Annotated in this window: 7 protein-coding genes; all 7 read right to left on the minus strand. The window is 37.5% G+C overall.

Annotated elements, in window-relative coordinates; all coding sequences use genetic code 11:
- Positions 1 to 113: 113 nt before the first annotated feature.
- Positions 114 to 1,070 carry a family 43 glycosylhydrolase gene (locus AVL50_RS07995; RefSeq protein WP_062615964.1) on the minus strand — a complete coding sequence of 319 codons (957 nt, stop codon included), beginning with the start codon at positions 1,068 to 1,070 and terminating at the stop codon, positions 114 to 116.
- 67 nt (positions 1,071 to 1,137) lie between these two features.
- On the minus strand, positions 1,138 to 4,653 hold the full coding sequence (locus tag AVL50_RS08000; protein WP_062615965.1) for an alginate lyase family protein: 3,516 nt from the start codon (positions 4,651 to 4,653) through the stop codon (positions 1,138 to 1,140).
- A 315-nt stretch (positions 4,654 to 4,968) separates the two neighbouring features.
- Positions 4,969 to 6,081, minus strand: coding sequence for an ROK family protein (locus tag AVL50_RS08005; protein ID WP_062615966.1), 1,113 nt, complete (start codon positions 6,079 to 6,081; stop codon positions 4,969 to 4,971).
- A gap of 15 nt (positions 6,082 to 6,096) precedes the next feature.
- Positions 6,097 to 9,609, minus strand: a complete 3,513-nt coding sequence (locus AVL50_RS08010; protein WP_062615967.1) for a hypothetical protein — start codon at positions 9,607 to 9,609, stop codon at positions 6,097 to 6,099.
- Positions 9,610 to 9,758: 149 nt separating this feature from the next.
- Positions 9,759 to 12,506, minus strand: coding sequence for a hypothetical protein (locus tag AVL50_RS08015; RefSeq protein ID WP_216639021.1), 2,748 nt, complete (start codon positions 12,504 to 12,506; stop codon positions 9,759 to 9,761).
- Between the two features lie 837 nt (positions 12,507 to 13,343).
- On the minus strand, positions 13,344 to 15,824 hold the full coding sequence (locus tag AVL50_RS08020; RefSeq protein ID WP_082795712.1) for a carbohydrate-binding protein: 2,481 nt from the start codon (positions 15,822 to 15,824) through the stop codon (positions 13,344 to 13,346).
- Between the two features lie 4 nt (positions 15,825 to 15,828).
- On the minus strand, positions 15,829 to 18,390 hold the full coding sequence (locus AVL50_RS08025) for a discoidin domain-containing protein (RefSeq protein WP_062615970.1): 2,562 nt from the start codon (positions 18,388 to 18,390) through the stop codon (positions 15,829 to 15,831).
- Positions 18,391 to 19,008: the final 618 nt, after the last annotated feature.

The raw sequence follows: 19,008 nt of genomic DNA on the forward strand, positions 1-19,008 counted from the left end.
AATTGCTCACCTGATCTCGAGAAATCAACCTTTGTAAACATTCCATTAAAAATAGTCCTCCCATTATACAGGGAGGATGAATAGCAAAAAATTAAGAAACCCTCTCAATTATCTCATTTAATTGGCGTCACAGGAACGTTGGTCTCTACTCCTTCTCCCAATGTGTATTCAATTGGTACAATGCTACCGTCTTCATTGAAAAACATTTTGTCAAAACAAGCTGAACGGCGCCAGAATGTTCCCTCATTCACGTCTCCTCTTTGGTAGAAAAAATACCATTGATGATTGAATTCAATGGCCGACATATGGGCAGGTGCATCCACTTGATGGGGTGTGATAAAGCCTTTGTAGTCGGCATAAGGTGCAGCGGGTAATGGTGAATCTGCCATCCAATAAGCGGTTCTCCACCCTTTTCTAGCCATAAAATAATATTTACCCTCACGCTTAAAACAATGTACTGCTTCTGCCACGGTTTCCTCACTTAATCGGTGCCAAGGGCCGTCTAATTCTACCATATTTTCTTTTAGTTTGGCACCCATTATATGACGCCCTTTATCTCCTATATTTATTTTTGTATCGCTACCATATATATAGGCTTGTCCGTCTTCATCTACAAAGACAGTTGGGTCAAAGATAGAAGTGATTTTATCCGTCACGGCTTCTTCCCACGGCCCTTCTGGGGTTCTACTTTTGGCTACGCCAATGTGCGTTTTATCGTATGGAAAATAGAAATAATACCAGCCATTTTTGTACGCCACATCAGGAGCATTCATTTGCCCTTGGGCCCAAGAATAGGCTCTGGGTTTTAATACAACACCATGATTGGTCCAGGTTTTAAGATCAGATGATTCCAAAACAACATAATCTTGCATACTGCTATAATTGGTGGCTTCATTTTGATCATGAGAGCAATAAATATAGACTTTGTTGTCAAATACTTCTGCTGATGGATCTGCAATGTATAAGAAATTGGAATCACTTTTCTTTAAGATAGGATTGCCTTGTGCCTGTAGAAGAGGATTGATGAATATTACTTCTAGCAGGAATAAAATAAAGGTGAATTTTTTCATGGTTAGTTTTTTTAAAAACGTCAGTTCAGTGCATTATGATCAACACACTGAACCGGCATTTGAATTTCTATTTCATCCAATTTTTCTTGGTGGCATTTTTAGTCGATTCTTCACGAATTAATTTACCATTCAAGAATTCTTTTGAATGTACTTCAATAACTTTATCAGTACTTTCCATATTTTGAACAGTAATTTCCTGTCTTCGCCCATCTTTTAATTGAACAATTAAAGTATCCGCATTTTTGGCTTCCACAGATTCAATCACCGACTCACTTTCGTAAGGTTCAATGATAGACAAATACCTAGTTGTTTTCCCCTTGGTACGAACTGCCAATGTTTTTCTTCGTGGTGATTCATCTCCTAAAGGAAAGTCTCCTCCAATTCTTACTTTTAATCGAGCTACATTATAAGCCGAAAGATCAACTGTGATTTCACCTGCTTTTTCAACGTTTTCAGGCATTCCTGCTAAAGGTTTCTCGATATACTGACCGCCTAATTTCACAACTCCACCATAATAGTCTTCACCCTTTTGTGATGTCGGTAAAATATTGTCCGTTTTCAAAGGCAAATCAGCTAAACTGATTTCTGTTCCATCTTTTAATACAACAATAGCATCTCCCCAGAAAATGGTATTATTTTTAGGCTTTCGCTTTAATAAAGTTGTTAATTTCAGCTCTTTCTTTCCTTCAATATTCAGATCAATATCTTTGCTTCCTAATACCCATGCCCCTGTACTATCGGCTAAAAGCTCTTCTCCATCTGCTTTAATGGAATACCAAAGTTGCTTGTTGACGCCAAATGATTCTGGTGCTGTTCCTACCATAATATCATTTTGTTTTGGCCAAGCTGTGAAAATATCCATCTTCAGTGGACCGTCTTCACTGTTAGGCATTCTTGCACCTCTATTGTCGCATTCTTCTCCAAAACACATCTCAAAAACAGCTCTTGATGTACCTTCAGTGGTATACCAATTACAGTCTGTAGTAAACTGTGCACTACTGAAAGGATCAGTGGTCATTTGGTTTTCATGTCGATCTAATTTCACTTTTGGTCCATTGATTTCTTTAAACCCTTTCATTTGAAACAGCCAATCAAAATCATGCTCTTCTTCTGCTTCTACATAATCTGCTAATACCACATAATCGTCCATCATGACCATTAATCGTCTTTGTAAGATCACTTCCGTAGAGTCTGACACTTTTCCATATTGTGGTTTTTCTTCAGGGATATACAAAGATCTGCCTTCTTCCCAAGCTTTCTCTGCAAAGGTATAATCCATCTTATCTGCATAAACAATTCCACCATAAGGAGGGTTGAGCCAGCGTGCTTTCGTTTCCACAGCTGAAGCTTGCATCATGTCGCCCGTGTAGAATAAAGTACGGAAACTTTCTTGAGGGTCTTGCATTTTCAGGTCCACTGTCACCATGTTTTTATTGATGGAATTTTGGACCAAAAACTTATATAAATAGGATTTGTAGCCGTACCAATACATTTCTGGATTAAAGAAACTTCTTCCATAACGCATCATGCTTAAGAAGCTTGTTCTATCAAAATGTCCATGATAACCTCCATGTGTACCATAATGTAAAACAGCTTGGATCTGCTCTCTTTGTTCTCGGTCTTTTGTTTGCGATCTTAATTGTACAATTCCCATATTGTCTGCATAGGCAGATTGCTTGACCGTTTCTGATTTCACCTCTGGAAGTTCGGGTACACCATAAAGAAGATTACGTCCCTTTCCTCTTTGAATCACAGCGGCATATTCAGGATCGCCGTACAAGTAATAAGCCAATTCATAAGGTTCACCAGTGACCACTGCCTCTTGTGCATCGTTGACCGCAAAGATAACACCTCTGTAATCCAAGAACGGAATCAGAGCATTCCACATGTCTTTGATACCGACGCTAGGTTTGTGCATTGCTCCCCATTTGTCAAAGTTCATTCCGTATAAACCTGCTTTCATTCTTTCAGGAAGTAGAGAGTAGTAAGGAGTTGTACCGATAGGCATCTGAGCATCTACAAAGTTTTCGCCCCATGGACGTAAAGCAATGGCAATTTCAGAAAACATAGTTGAACACCAGAGGTTATAACCCACTGCACACTCATACCACCAGCCATCACTCATTACACCTTGGGTAAATTGACGGTAGATTCCAGAAGGGGAATTCAATACCCAATCCACCAAATGCCAGTCTTGTATCACCAATGCACAATAAAAAGCACCTGCCAACTCACTTAAATCCCAATTGTTCACTCCTCCATCATCATTGCCTAACATGGCTGTTTCTATATATAAACGGAATGTTTTCTCTACTTTTGCTTTCAATTGCTCCGTCAAAAGGTCGCTGTCCAATAGCATATCATAACCTCTGGCAACATCTTGGAAAACGCCACCTTCTTTTACAAAGTTATTTTGATTGACTCTGAAAGTAGCTGGATATCCTTTTTCCTCATCCACTAACTTTTCTAAAAATACGATGCACTTCTTCGCATATTCTTCCTTCTTTGTCAGACGATAAGCCATCGCACAATTCATCATCTTCCCTGCTTCATTGTTATGGAATAAATAGGGACCTCTAAATGCATCCATAGGCGCTTCTTTTTGTGAATATTCAGGTACTGTCCACTTTTGAGCTTTTGCCTCTATTTTTGCTAATTCTTCTTTTGCCCAATCATAATTTTCAATCTTATCCTCCACTATTTTCCAATTGTCTAGCGTGTGCACCATAAATGGAGAAGGAACCGTTACAGCCGTTGTAAATTCAATAGTACGAGCATTATTGCCATCAGCATTTGGCGTAAGTTTTAAAACCTGTTTTTCACGGACACCTTGGGGCAAACTTGATGGAATCTCCACTTCCAACATCACCTCTTTCGTTTCGTTGGGTGCCAAAGTGATACTTGATGTGCTTGTTCTCGCTATCATTGATTCCCATCCTACTTTTGGCAAATGGAGCTGTACGGTTTGAGTCTGCGTTGTTGGATTTCCGATGTTGACAGTATACGTTACATGTTCTCCGGCTTTGGCTGATAAACCTTGAATGGGTGATGACACGGCTATTTTTTTACCTTTTGTCAAATGGACATTCCTTAGTTTGACTACTTCATTTTTATCAGAATTAATGATCAGGTTTAGATTTTTCACTCCTTGAAGTGTACCTCGTTGTCCTTCTGGCAAATCAAATAATTTCCATGGAATAAATACAGTTTGCCAACCCGCTCCATAAAAGGTGACGGAGGCTTTGTTTTCATATTTTAGTTTACGTGTGTTTTCTTCCGCAACATAAAAAGTCAATGCAATGCTAGCCTCTGCTTCTTTTTTTTGAAAAACATCGAATGAAATTCCTTCATACTGACTCCAATCACATCCATTGAAATAATCTCTATAGCCTTTTGACCAGTTTTTTCCTGAAGTATAGGTGTAAGAAAGGATTTCCGCTGATTTTACAATCGCTTCATTTTGTTTTATTTTTTGAATACCTGCCCAATCACTAAAGTCTGCTTTTCCTACCGGTTCGGTAAGTTGAGCCTTTAGGGTGAATGGTATTAAACCAATAAAAATTAGGTAGATGAATTTGTTCATAAATTTTGTAATAGTTATGCACGGCTTTTTTATAAAAATTAAAACTGGTTCAAGTCTTAAGCTAAAAGCGTGACTTGGACCTAATATCTGAAAAAAGTCTGAAGACTTTTAGTTCTAAATAAAGTTGCTGAAGCTATAAGTCTTCAGACTTATAAATAATGGCAAGCACAAGTGACGCTTCGCTGAACACTTGCGCTAGACTTTGGTTTTTATAAAAAAGTCCGTAATAGTTAATTGAAAGTTGATTTTGTTTGGTGTAAAAAGAAGGGAAGACCTAATAATATAGATTAAAAAGCCCTCCCTCTTACTACCGATTTAAAGTTGAATTTCTTCTGCCTTTAGTTTTCCAACCGCAAATGCATAAGCACCTAGAGCGATTGCTTCTGAAGTACCTAATTGTGATACTCCAATGGCTATTTTCTGTTCTTCATTCATAAAAACATATTCCTCTGAAAAAGGAACTTTGATCTTTTTACCTTTCTCTTCAATAAATGCTTTTTGCTCTTCAGGATTAGTGAAATCATACACCTTTGCAATGGCCTTTTTTATTCCATTGGAATAAGAAGAACGCATCACTTCTAAAGCTGAAGGAAGAATGTATTTTAATGCACCAGACAATCCTCCGCCAATTACAATTGGGGCATCTATGGGTGCATTAATAGCACATAAAACCCCTCCTAAATTTTCACCTGCTTTCGCGAATGCGTTGACAGCTGCAATTTGATTTCCTTTTTTATGCCCTTCAGCAATATCAAAAATGTCTTTTGGTGTCAACTCGTCTGCATCATTTGAATGGGAGAAATCATTATAAAAACGCTTTACAGCTCTGATACATGAGCCTTCTTCTGCGTTCTCTCCTTCTAATACTGTTGAAGGCAAAAGGAAGACTTCAGACCCTGCGCTATTATCACCAATATGCAACGTTCCATTGCTTACAATACCACACCCGAGTCCTGTTCCCATGGTGTAGCCAACCAAATTATGATATCTTTTAGTACTTCCACTTTCCTTCAGCAGTGCATTGATTTTTGGTAAGAATCCTCCTAATGCTTCTCCTAAAGCAAATAAATCACCATCGTTATTGATATAAACAGGAACACCAAACGCTTTATTCAGCATCGGGCCTAAGGCTACTCCGCCTTTGTAACCTGTTAAATTGTGAAGGTCTCTGATGATTCCATTAGGATAATCTGCAGGCCCAGGAAATGCAAAACTGATAGCATTTGCTGTTAATCCTTTGGCTTGCAATTGGTCATTGATATGATGAAATCCATTAAGGATATTTTTTAAGCTTTTCTCTAAATCATGACCTTCGGCAGGCAGTCTATAATTTTCAACAATAAACTCCCCTCCTTGCATGGCAGAGAAAACAAAGTTAGTTCCCCCCGCATCTAATGTTAAAACGATTTCTTTTTGTGTAGCTATCATACTGTTCAATTCTTTTTAGAGTCCTACTTCCTTTTTGTTATCACTTGATTCCTCTCTCAGCAGTACTCCGTCTTTATATTCTTTTGTAATTACTTTTACTTTTTGACTATCCTCTTCTAATCCAGCAAAAACAACCTCATGTACTCTTCCATCTTTCAATTCTACGGTAAGTTCATTCGCACTTTTAGCCGTCACTTTTTTCACCAATGCTTCTGACTCATAAGGTTCAACTACAGCGAGGTATCTTGCTTTTTTCTGTTTACCCTGCGTACGAACCGCCATATTTTTAAGTCTAGACGTTTCATCTCCTAAAGGAAAATCACCGCCTACTTTTGCTTCAAATCGGACAACATCAAGGTCCTTCAAATCGATGATTACTTTCCCTGCCTTTTTCAAGTTTTCAGGCATGGCAGGAGTAGAATTAGCCATTAGTTCACCTTGAATTTTAATAGGTCCTCCGTAATAGTCTTTTCCGTTTTCTTCCGGGAGAAGTATATTTTCAAATTTGACAGGAAGACTAGAAACGAAAACTTCAGATCCATCTTTTAAAATCAATTTAGCATCTCCCCAAAACAATGTATTGTTGTTGACTCTTCTTTCTGTTTTTGAAATCAATTCCAATTGTTTTGTTTTTGATAAATCGATGGAGATATTTTTACTGCCTAAAATCCAGGCTCCTGTACTGTCATTGACCACCTCTTGACCGTCTGCTAGAATGGAATACCAGAGTTTTTTATTTACATTAATGGATTCCGTTGAGGTGCCAATCATAATTTTTGAATGTTGGGGCCAAGCGTTATAAATGTCCATTTTCAAGGGACCATCTTCTCTGTTGGGCATTCTTACTCCTTGGTTGTCACAACCTTCGCCAAAACACATCTCAAACTGCGTTTTTGAAGTTCCTTGTACCTCATACCAATCACAGTCTGTAATAAATTGAGCGGCACCTAATGGATCTGTATTCATTTGGTTGGTATGATTAACGTATCTGACAGAATCAGCTTCAATTCCTTTAAAACCTTTCACCTGCATCATCCAATCAAATTGATGTTCTTGTTCTCCTTCTAAATAATCAGCCAAAATGATGTAATCATCCATCACTACCATGGCTCTTCTTTGCATTACAGGTTCTGTGAAAGCCGTCACTTCACCGTATTCTGGAGCGTTTTCTGGTTGCTCAATGGTTCTGCTCTCTTTCCACATTTTCTCTGCAAAAGTATGTCCTTCCCATTTTATTCCTCCGTAAGGTGCATAACTCCACTTTGAGTTAGTTTCTACCACCGTGGATTGCATCATGTCTCCTGTATGAAACATAGTTCGGGCATTTTGAACGGGCTGTTGCATTTTTTCATCCACCACAACCATATTTTTATTGATAGAAGTTTGCTTCCAGAATTTATACATAAAACTACTGTACCTGAACCAATAGGCTAAAGTTCCATAAAAACTCCTTCCATAACGGGCCATATTGACCATGCTCGTTCTATCAAAATGTCCATGAAAACCGCCATGAGAACCATAGTGAAGAGAGGCTTGAATTTGTTCTCTTTGAGGTCTATCTTTTTTCTGAGATCTTAACTGAACAATCCCCATATTGTCCGCATAGGCTGACTGTTTCATTTTTTCTGAAGTCACTGCTGGAAGGTCTGGAACACCGTATAATAGGTCTCTGTCTCCTCCTCTATTGACAATGGCGGCATACTCTGGGTCTCGGTATAAATAATAAGCCAATTCATACGGTTTACCAGAAACTTTGGATTCAACTGCATCATTTACGGCCATGATCACGCCTCTGTAGTCCAAGAAAGGAACAGTGGCATCCCACATATCTTTTATACACACGTTGTTACGCTCCAGTTTTCCCCATTTTTCAAACTCCATTCCATACATACCACCCTCTCTTCGGCTTGCCAGTAAAGAGAAATGCTTTGTGGTTCCAATTGGAAATTTCTGATCTTTAAAGTTGATGCCCCACGGTTGAAGTGCTAGAGCAATTTCAGAAAACTCTTGTGCTACCCATGTATTATAACCTACTGCACACTCGTACCACCAACCGTCATTCATAATACCATGCGTAAGGTGATTATAAATTCCTGTTGGCCCTTCTAATAGTTGAGTAATTAAATGCCAATCCTGTAAATTCATGGCACAATAAAATGCCGCCGTAAGCTCTGCCACATTCCAATTACTGATGGCTCCTTTGCTATTTCCTTTGATCGTTTGGTTGGCAAATAATCTGAAAGTGGCTTGAATCTTTTTATGATCTTCTTCCGTCAGTTGACTGCTTTCTCTCACTAAATCATAAGTTCGCCCTGTGGCTTGCCAAAACTTTCCTTCTCCTACAAAGTTATTACTTCCCCCTACTAATGTAGCTGGATACCCCGTTTCAGGATCTGCTAAACGACGTAATAGTTGGATACACTTCGAGGCGAATTTCTTCTCTTTTGTCAGTTGATAAGCTATTGCACAATTATAAATTTCATGCCCCACTGTATTAAAAACAGATTGCCCCAAAGGTCTCTCTTTTGTATTTGAAAAGTCTTTTCCCTTTGGCACTTTCCATCTTTCAGCACGTTTTACATATTCATCAAAATCCTGTTTTGCCCAATCGTACTTTTTGGCCTTTTCCCTTACGTTTTCCCATCCTTCTGAGCTAAATACAATATTGGGTGTAGGTACGCTTACTGCAGTAATAAATTCTAACGTTTCTTCTGATCCACCAATACCATTAGATACTGCTTTTATTACTTGTTTTTCTCTGATACCTTGGGGGATATGATCTGGAATGTTCACCGTTAATTGCACTGTTTTTACTTCTCCAGCTTCCAAATCCACCACATCTTTACTTAAACAAGGTTCCATAGATTCCCACCCATTTCTTTGTACTAATAGCTGTACTCCTTGCTTATGATCTGTGGTGTTTCCTACCTCAAATTCATAGGCAACTGTTGTGCCTGCCTTTGCTGATTTCCCTTGGACTTCAGCTTCTAGAAAAGTAGCCAAGCCTTTTGTTACCCTGATGTTTTTGATCTGATATTTTTCTTTGGCATCAGCTGTCAATAACACATGCTTCACGGCAAATAACGTCCCTCTTCTCTGTCCAATGTCAATGTTAAACATATTCCATGGGATAAAAACCGAGTTCCAACCCTTACGTGCTAATCTTATTTTTGCCGTGCTTACAGGGTTTAATTCACTGTAATCCAAAGAATCTACTTTGATAATTGATGTCACTTCAGTAGGTGTATCTGATGCTAGGAAGATGTCAAAAGTAATGCCTTTGTATTTTGTCCAGTCCGATGCATCCCCGTAAAAGGGTCTGTGAATACCCGGAAAGTAAATCCTATTTTGATTAGAATAGGTATAGGAAAGTGTATCTGTATTCGAGAGTGTAGCTACATTCTTTTTGACTTTCTGTGCTCCCTTCCAATCTGAAAAATCTTCCTTCCCAATATATTCTTTTACTTGTGAAAATAATGGTAGAATAGGTGTTAATATAAGAGTGATAATCAGTAATATATTCTTCATTTTTCTTATTCTCTTTTCAAAGTTGTATTAATGTTTTTGTAAGTTTTCCTTTATATCGCAAGTGTTAAGCCGATAGGCGTCACTTGTGATGACACATTGGCGAAGTCTCCCGACTTCGAATTAAATAAAAAGTTCCAAGTGACACCTTATCATTCAAATTGAATTACTCTAGCTTGATCAGGCTGAAAATAGTATTCTTTTCCTTTATGACCTATTGTTATTCCAACATTGTTATGCAGTGTAATCACTTGATTTTTTACTTCTAGTACAAAGTTACCTTTTGATTTTGTTTTGATTGAAAATTCATTTGAATTCAACTTTGTACCGTTGCCTGTTACTAATATTAAGTCACCATTTTTTTCTTCTCCAATCAATGCATACTCTGCATCAGTGGTATGCCCTTCTGCTTTGATCAATTGTCCTTCATAGGAAGAAAAAACGTAATCTTTTCTGCCGGATTTGTGCTCTATTTTCAAACCTACTGCGGTATCAGGAATATTTTTAATCCCTTGTATGGTCTTAATTTGTTTTCCTTCTTTAGAGGTGAATGGTTCAAATACGGATACGAAAGGTTTGTTCCATGCTTCACCATATTGACGAGCGACCATGGTTCGATAAGGGGCTTTGCTCACTTCATACGGAATTCCACTCTTCTTTCTAAAAGATTTACAAGGTGGAGAGTCCATTGTAAATACTTCTCGTCCTTCCGTTCCTTTCATCCAAAGATTCATAAAAACATCGTCTTTTCCTTGAGGGAAATCTATTTTCCATTCTACTTGATAATCTTTATTTGTGCGAATAGATTGCTTATTCCATATATAATCTAACGCATATAAATGACCGCCAGCGAAGCCAAAATCATCATTCGGTTCCAATGTCAAAGATTCATTTTTGGAATTCATCACTTTTATACTTTGCCCTAAATTGTGATAATAGTAATCATGAAACTTATCTCCTCCCTTTTGTTTTTTAGATCTAAAAATATCGATATAATACCCCATTGTTTCCCCTGTCTTTATAATGCTTACCAATCTATTTTGATCACTTCTAGATTCAGGTTCTAAGAAATAAACATTAGAAAAAGTCACATTGGGAGCATACTCATTTTGTTGTTCCGAAGTGGGAAATTCATTCAATAAGTCGAAAGCATGATTACTTAGCATTTCTGTATAAGATGAAATCCCATCCACCATGACAGTATTATGTGCTGGAAACTGAGAGTAATATTCTAGGTAAATAGGATCAAGATAACCTGCTCCTTTTCCAGGGTCTGCTCCTTGAACAAACCCTTTGCCATACAATTCCAAGTTGATTCCATTGGCGTGCATATGATTTCCCAAAGAGGCATTCAGAGAAGCCATCAATCCATCAGTTCCCTTCCCTATTCTTTGTACATGCCAACTTACATTGGGAGCATAAAATGTAGGTGTGATATATTCTTCAAGATCTCCCTGCTTGTATTTTGGATTCAACACCAATGGTTGCGCACTGAAAAAAGAGGAAATATCTGTTTTATGCTTTCGTTTTGATTTATGCAGACCGTAATCAGGTGAAAGGCTATACAACAAAGCGGTGTACTCTTTTTCTTGTAGGTCGTTCTTATATTTTTGAGCTAAACGTATCACATTCTCAATTGCTTCTGTCTCTAAAGGTCCATAATAGGTATCTCCAAAACCAACCGTCTGACCATTAGGAAATGTATATTGTGGTAGAACTTTAATCGCTTTTTCCATTACTGGAGCGTAAGGTAAAAGGTTTACATTGAACGCATTATCAAAGTTGGTAATAAATTCCATCAGTGTTTTTGTAACTCCTTGAGCATAGCCGGGACATTCATTCCAAATTCCATTTTCAGCATCATATCCGTAATTCATAAACTTGGAAAGTGACCATTGTCTTGTGGAAGTGACATTAAGAATATAATTGATATAATACTGCCTACCTTTCTGATCTTCATAGTCGTCATCGTCCCCAAGCACCATTGTCGCTTTTAGAATAATATTAGCTTGATGTAAATTCCAATTGTTTTGAGGCACACCATTTTTTATCACTTGATCCATCCATCTCTTCAATGTAGCATCGTATAACTCCACCTTATCAGCTGATTGGTTTTCGATATAATGATGCAAAAAATCATATAGTATGGATACCGTTTCGAGGGATCTCTCGTGGATGACTTGGAAATGGGAAAACCCAACCAAAGTCTGAATATGGCCATTTAATAAATCAATCGGTTCTTTTCTATAAGACATTCCGGTCATGTAAACGTCAAAAAGGTCAAAGGCGAATTGAGCATACCGAACATCTCCTTCAAGCCAGTATAAAAAGGCTGATTCTTTCCCTAGTTTTAGAATTTCATTATTGATAGAAGAAATGATAGTACCCGTTTCTGATCGATCCGTCCATTCAAAAGGATGCCCCTCTTTTGATCGGTTAGGAAGATACATTCCCCTTTCGTCATCCATATAAGGAAGAATATCTTCAAGTTTCGGTCTCCCATAAACTGTGGTTGAATTTCTTGATCCATCAAATTTTACGGTGGGTACTGGAGCTTCTCCATCAGAGTGAGAATAATTAATCCCATTGACATATACATTTGAAGCTTTGGTTTTCCAATTCATCTGTAAACGAGAAACCATCCACTCGGGATCGTTGACATGCCTTTCGACATGAACATCAATTCTATCATGAAGATCACTTAATAACTCTTGCGCCCACTGCTCCTTTTTTATTTTTTGCTGTAACTCCTTCTTATTGGTTTGAGCCGTAAATATCCGAGGATAACTTTCTGGTAAATTATCTGGTACAGGAAACAGCATCGCCTCTTGAGCAAAGGCCATGAGATGTGTTCCCACCCATAAAATAATTGTAAAAACGATTTGTTGTTTGCGTTTCATTATCTCTCAGACTTTTAATTTTTGACCTTGCTATTGGTTTTAGCTTTTGAAATATAACGTGCACCACGACTGAAGTCATGGGCTAATGATACTGACTCCAACAACACTGAAGTGTTGCCTCCGTAATTAACCTTCAAGACTTCAGTCTTTGAAAGGTTTGTTTATCACCTGCCCACAGTTTTAACTATGGTGCAAGAAACACCTAAATACTTCTTTTCAGATACTTTAGTAGATTAAAAAAATTTATTTCAAGCCCATGAGTACACTATCCCAAGAGCATTAAATTCAGATATATAAGTTTTGACCGTATAGTTTATTGCTGATCCTTTTTATCGAATTAATGATGAATTGCTTAATTCTTTAAAATAGGAATTACATATTATAGTATAGATTCATTTCATTGTTTTACCACCAAAATCTTCACATTGAATGTTTGAATTGTAGTTTTTCTGAAGGAAAAAAAATACAATCGATTGTTTTGATGATTATTGAAGTGTTTATGACATTTATTACTTCTACAATGCTAAACTACGACTTTTATACTTATAAAAGCAAACATTTTGACTAAAAAATACAATCGATTGCATTTTATTTTAAATAACGAAGCCAAAAGTAAATTACTTATGGCTTCGATGCTTAAATCATCTCAATGTTGTATGTAGTTTAATTGCTTTTTCAAGCTGTGTACTGATTCATTTTTCATGAAATAAAAGTATAAAACACTATCTATTATTATTGTATTATTTATAGTAGTCAAATCATTAATCATTTGGAATAAAAAAGTAGAAACAGCAAGTCAAAGAATATAATTCTAAGGCTTGCTATTATGTACTAAAACTATTGTTTGATAACCTTAAACACTTTAGTCACACTATTATCAGTTACATGAATAATTAATATCCCGTCTTCCAAATTGCTTATATTTATTACACTACCACTATTTCGTTTTTTATAGATTAAACTTCCTGAAGTATTATAGATTTTTACATCTGTACCCTCTGCATTCTTAATATTCAAAATATCAGTTACAGGATTAGGGTAAATCCTAATTTCTGGAGAAAGAAAGTTTTCCATAAGTGATAAATTTCCTTCTCTTGAAGAGGATGAAGAAGTGCTAAATTCTAGCCAATCCAAATTGAACAAGTAACCACTTCCACCTTTAAACACCAAGTAGACATCATGCGTGCCGTTGGTTGATGAAATAGATGCTGTACTCGTTTGCCAAGAGTTCCAATTGCCTGTACTACCAATATTTACTGTCCCTATCAATGTACCCGACGCACTTCCCAAACGTACTTCAATACTTCCTCCATTCGTCTGACTTGATGCTCTTACTGCTATACTTTGAGCACATGTCAAATCAATATTATCATACCTTGCCCAGTCATTATTATGAACAAAACCTACGTTATTTCCTTCATCTACAATACCTGACATACCATTGAAATCTTCTGCTTGAATAGTTGAGAAAGAAGCACATGTAGCTGAAAACTCAAGCCAGTTAATGTTAATTCCTCCATTGGTAAATACCAGATATAAGTCTTGAGTATCAGAAACATTGCTGATGGGCGTTGTTACTGTAGTCCAATTTTGCCACTGCCCTGTCACAGGCACTGAAGCTGTTCCGATTAAAGTTCCAGAAGTGCTTCCCAATCGCAATTGTACAGTACCGCCTGTGTATCTGCTTGATACTCTTAAATCCACGGAGTTAGCACCATTACCAAAGTCTACATCGTCAAACTTGATCCAGTCATTGTCATCAACCCAACCTACATTTAAACCTCCTTCGTCACAAGGTTCAGTGTCTATGCCTGACTGATCACAGTAATTTTCAGCTTCAATTCTTGAAAATGCACTTAAGAAAGAACAACTGCTAGAAGGGCAATTTGTAGAACTTGAGATCGTATTATTTGATCCATTATTCGTTACCGTTCCACAAGAAATTACTGAATTGTAATTGGCTCCCGATGGAATTTCTACAGGATAAAAAGTATTGTTGGTCAGGTTTAAATAGTACCCTGTGTGATCATTTTGTGAAGAAGCATTTCCATTTTTCAGACCAACTCCATCAAAGTATCCACCTAAAGTAATTTTCAGGTTTTGATCTACAATCGCTTCAGATCCTGTAAGCGTGATATTGCCATGGTCATTGCCTAGATAAGCTACACTTTTCGATCCATTATAATACGGAACTTCTGCAGGTAAAATTGTAATATCTAAAGATGAAGGATCGTCATTATCGTAGGCACTTTTGTAGACCGGACCGTAAACACAATCAGAGCTTGAATTGGTTAATGTACCGCCAGCAAGTTGGTATCCGCCTTCACATTCTCGTACTGTACAACCTGACACAGTTACTGTTCCAGTAGCATGCGGTAAGGTCACTCCACCTCTCATTCTTTTCACATTACAATTTAAGACGGTCGGGCTTGAAGTTCCTCTTTCAATAAATACTCCATTGACCACTGTTTCCCCTGCATTATAAGCTCTGATTCCTTCTTCTCCCAGGCTCATCATATACCCTGCCGGTAATTTATAACCCCAAGTCGTCATAAAATCTACATTATCCGCCGGAGAACCTGTTCCTTCCTCTGCCAACATATCATCTGTAGTTCTCACCTCTCCTTCAACATAGCATCCTTCGATTTTTGGATTGCTTGCCGCTTGCATAAAAATACAATGCCCGTACGAACGATGAATGAACGTACTATTCAGCACATGATTTGATTCTCCTCTCACCAAACAAGCACTGTGTTTTCTATGTGCAATGATATTGTTGGTGCCTCCTTTCCCAAAAGCATCACCATAACCATATGGATATGAACCTTTTATGGTTACATGAAAATCTTGAATCCGATTATTTTCTCCGTCCATGACTATGTTGCATACCCCTTTTGAAGGAGCATCATTTACAGTACCATCATCCACCATTGTCAAACCTTTCAAGACGTTATCACTTCCGGTTATTTGTAATTCCCAGATTTGTTTGCTTCCTGCTGAAGTAAACAGATCCGTGTCAAAATTGATGGTTACACCCGTAAAATCGTAAGTGCTATTGTTCCCTGCAAAGTGCATTACCGTTTTCGTATAACTGTCAAAATAGGGAACATCATACCCCCAAGCCCCACTAGCGATGTCTGATGCATCGATAGTGTAAGTACCTGGAGCGAGTTTTACATTTGCATTGTTATCATCCAAATAGGGTTTCAATGCACTTAAGGAATTAACGACAGTTTGAGAAAATACTGAATTAGTGAGTAATAACAGTAACGGAATTATTGCCAGACAAAATCTTATGCTTCTTTTATTCTTGTTCATGGCCTTATTCTTTGATGATTTTTAATGATTTCACAGCATCCTTCCCTAATAGTTTTAATACATACACACCATCAGTTAAAGAAGAGAAGTCAATACTTAAAGCACTGTCATTTTCTGGAATTTCATCTTGATGATAAACACTACCATCAACACCATACAATTCAAAAGCAGTATAAGTTTGAACTGGAAGTGAAAGTGAAAGTTTGTCCTTCACAGGATTGGGATAATACATCACAATATCAGATTCCAAAGTCTTCATTTCGTTGGTTGATTGCCTAGAATTTGAAGACACAAAATCAAATCTCCATTGTTGATCAGCGTCAGAGCTACTGCTTGCACCTAGAGTAACACTCTGATTCACAGCTCCTCCACTTCCTCCATCTAAAGAGAAGTTTGTCCCTCTTTTCTGAAGTCGGTAATGTCCATTTCCTGCATCAATTTTCTCCCATTGTTGCCCCCAATCTGTATCATCGCGAGCTGATAAAACTACATTTTGACCATTTGTACCCGCATCGCCACCATCTAAACAATAGCCAGAATTTAATTTTTCATAGGCGAAAAAACCTCCACCTAAATTGATTTCTGTCCAAGTCAAATTATCATGTTGCACAAAATTGTAAAGTTCTACAGAACGCCCTTCTATATTTCCGCCATTACTTCCACCATCTATCGCATATCCAGTAGCATTTCTTTTGATCAATTGATAATTAATGTCTGTGCTAATTTCCCCTGCATAGACTTCAACTTCGGCTAAAGAAAGCGTACCTGTTCCATTGATTTGTACTCTGATAATGTTGCCATAAGCACCACCTGCATTTACAGTTTGTGAAGGAGCAGGATGAGTAGCAAAAGTTTCAAAATACGTGGTAGTTGTGCCATTAATGACCGAAACAGTATAATCACTCAATCTATCCATACAACAGTTTGTTCTATTGAAAACTACCACTTCATCAATGCTGTAAGTACCACCCAGATTAACTTCCCACCATGGATTGTTTTCATTAGGTGATGTATGCGTAACAGAATTATTGGCCCAATTGCCATTTGTGTTTCCATCAATAGCTCTAGAAGCAGATCCGCCATAATCTGTAGAAGACTGACTCGCAACACCATTCAATGCTATATTATCATTTAAAGAAGGGCAATTTGATGAACCAGAAACGTTATTTTGAGAGCCATTATCTGTCACATTTCCACAAGATTTTATGGTATTATTTCCACTTCCTGATGAGATGACCATAGGGTATTGGGTGTTATTGTTGAACTCACAAGATTGTGCATCGAAGTTATTTTGAGAAGGAGAATTCGTTCCTAAGAGACGTACAATATCCTTTGAGCCTCCAAACTTGATTTTAAAATCTTGATTTACAACCGTCTCAGTCCCTGTAAGTGTAATCTCATGATTACTTCCTCCAACATAGGCAACTGTTTTCGAACCATTATAATAAGGATCAACGGCAGGGATGATGGTAATATCTGCCAAGTACCCATTGTCTGATCCATAAGTATTTTGATACACAGGTCCGTAAGCTAGGTCTGCTTTACAATTTGTCAATGTACCGGAACCCAATGAAAAGCCGTTTTCACAAGCAATTGCTGTACAGCCCTCCACATATTTTGTACCCGTAGCATGAGCAACAGTGACTCCCGTTCTCATATATCTTACCGTACAATCTATCACAGTGGGGTTGTCGGTTCCTCTACTGATCTCCACCCCATCGACATAAGTTGTTCCTGCATTATAGGCTCTAATGCCTGCCTCACCCAAACTCATCATATATCCTGGAGGTAATTTATAGCCCCATGTGGTCATAAAATCAACATTATCAGCCGGAGAACCTGTCCCTTCTTCTGCCAGCATATCATCAGTTGTTCTTACTTGACCTTCCACGTAACACCCTTCAATAGTGGGGTGACTGGCCGCTTGCATAAAAATAGCATGTCCGTAAGAGTGATGGATAATTGTAGTGTTTTTCAAATGGCTGTAATTCCCTCTAACATTGATTGCCGAGTGCTTATAATGATAGATTACAGGACCTCCACCTTTACCAAAGGCATCACCGTATCCATAAGGATAAGAACCTCTTACGGTAAGATGAAAACCATCAATCAGGTTATTTGAGCCGTCCATATGGATATTTGTTGCTCTTTTTTGAGGACGATCATCGACGGTTCCATCATCGATCATGGTCAGGTTTTTAAGAACATTGTTGTTCCCTAAAGTTTGAAGGTGACTGTAATCTACGTTCCCAAAAGCACGCATTACATCGGTATTGATATAAAGGGTTACGCCTGTAAAATCATACGTGCTGTTATTCCCTTCAAAAACGAAAAGTGGATTACCAAAATCCCCATTTGCAATATCATCTGCATCAATATAGTAGTTTCCGGGAGCCAATTTCACATTTGCATTATCATCATCCAAATAAGGTTTTAATGCACTTAGTGAATTGACTACAGTTTGGGCATAAAGAGTGGAGGTAAATAAAAAGAAAGTTGTCAATGTAAATAGTTTGATGAACGCTTTCGATAAAACGCCAGAAAAGTTGATAACATATTTCATCATAATAAAAGTATTAAAATGTAATAGAAAATGTGTTGAGTGATTATTGAAAATCATAAAGCCATCATAATGGAGGCCGGTGAATTTAATTCAGGGCTTCATCAAAAGTATTTACACATTATTAGACATAACGGCCTACCTATGTTTCGCATAAGAGAATAGGGGGCTTTTTAGAAGTAATCATGAGTTACTTCTAATCATTTCGATAAGATATTTGGTTACGTCAGTCTATTTATATTAGAGTAATTCTTTTATAAACTAAATTATAGCAAACTTTCAATCGACATTTCTGCAAGATTTTTAGATCTACTTTCAAACACCCTTCTTCTTCATTTTTGTCTTGACACAAAAACGAAGCAAAAAAGTCAAGGCTTTGAAGGCCGAGGGTCGAACTACCAAACTAAAATGGCAGAAAGTCCACTACGTGCATATTAAGTGTTAGCGTCATTCGTGTCTTATAGATCCTCAGAAACCTCCTGATTTCTAAAACCATAAAAATTTGAAAACTTAGTTTACATTGTTCTTAATAATTCATTTCATTTTGCTGGTTGAATAAATCGGACAATTAAAATAATAACTTGATTGCGCAATCTTAATTTCAAGAGACCTCTTAAAATGTCA

The organism is Flammeovirga sp. SJP92 (genome assembly GCF_001583495.1).
Classification (GTDB): domain Bacteria; phylum Bacteroidota; class Bacteroidia; order Cytophagales; family Flammeovirgaceae; genus Flammeovirga.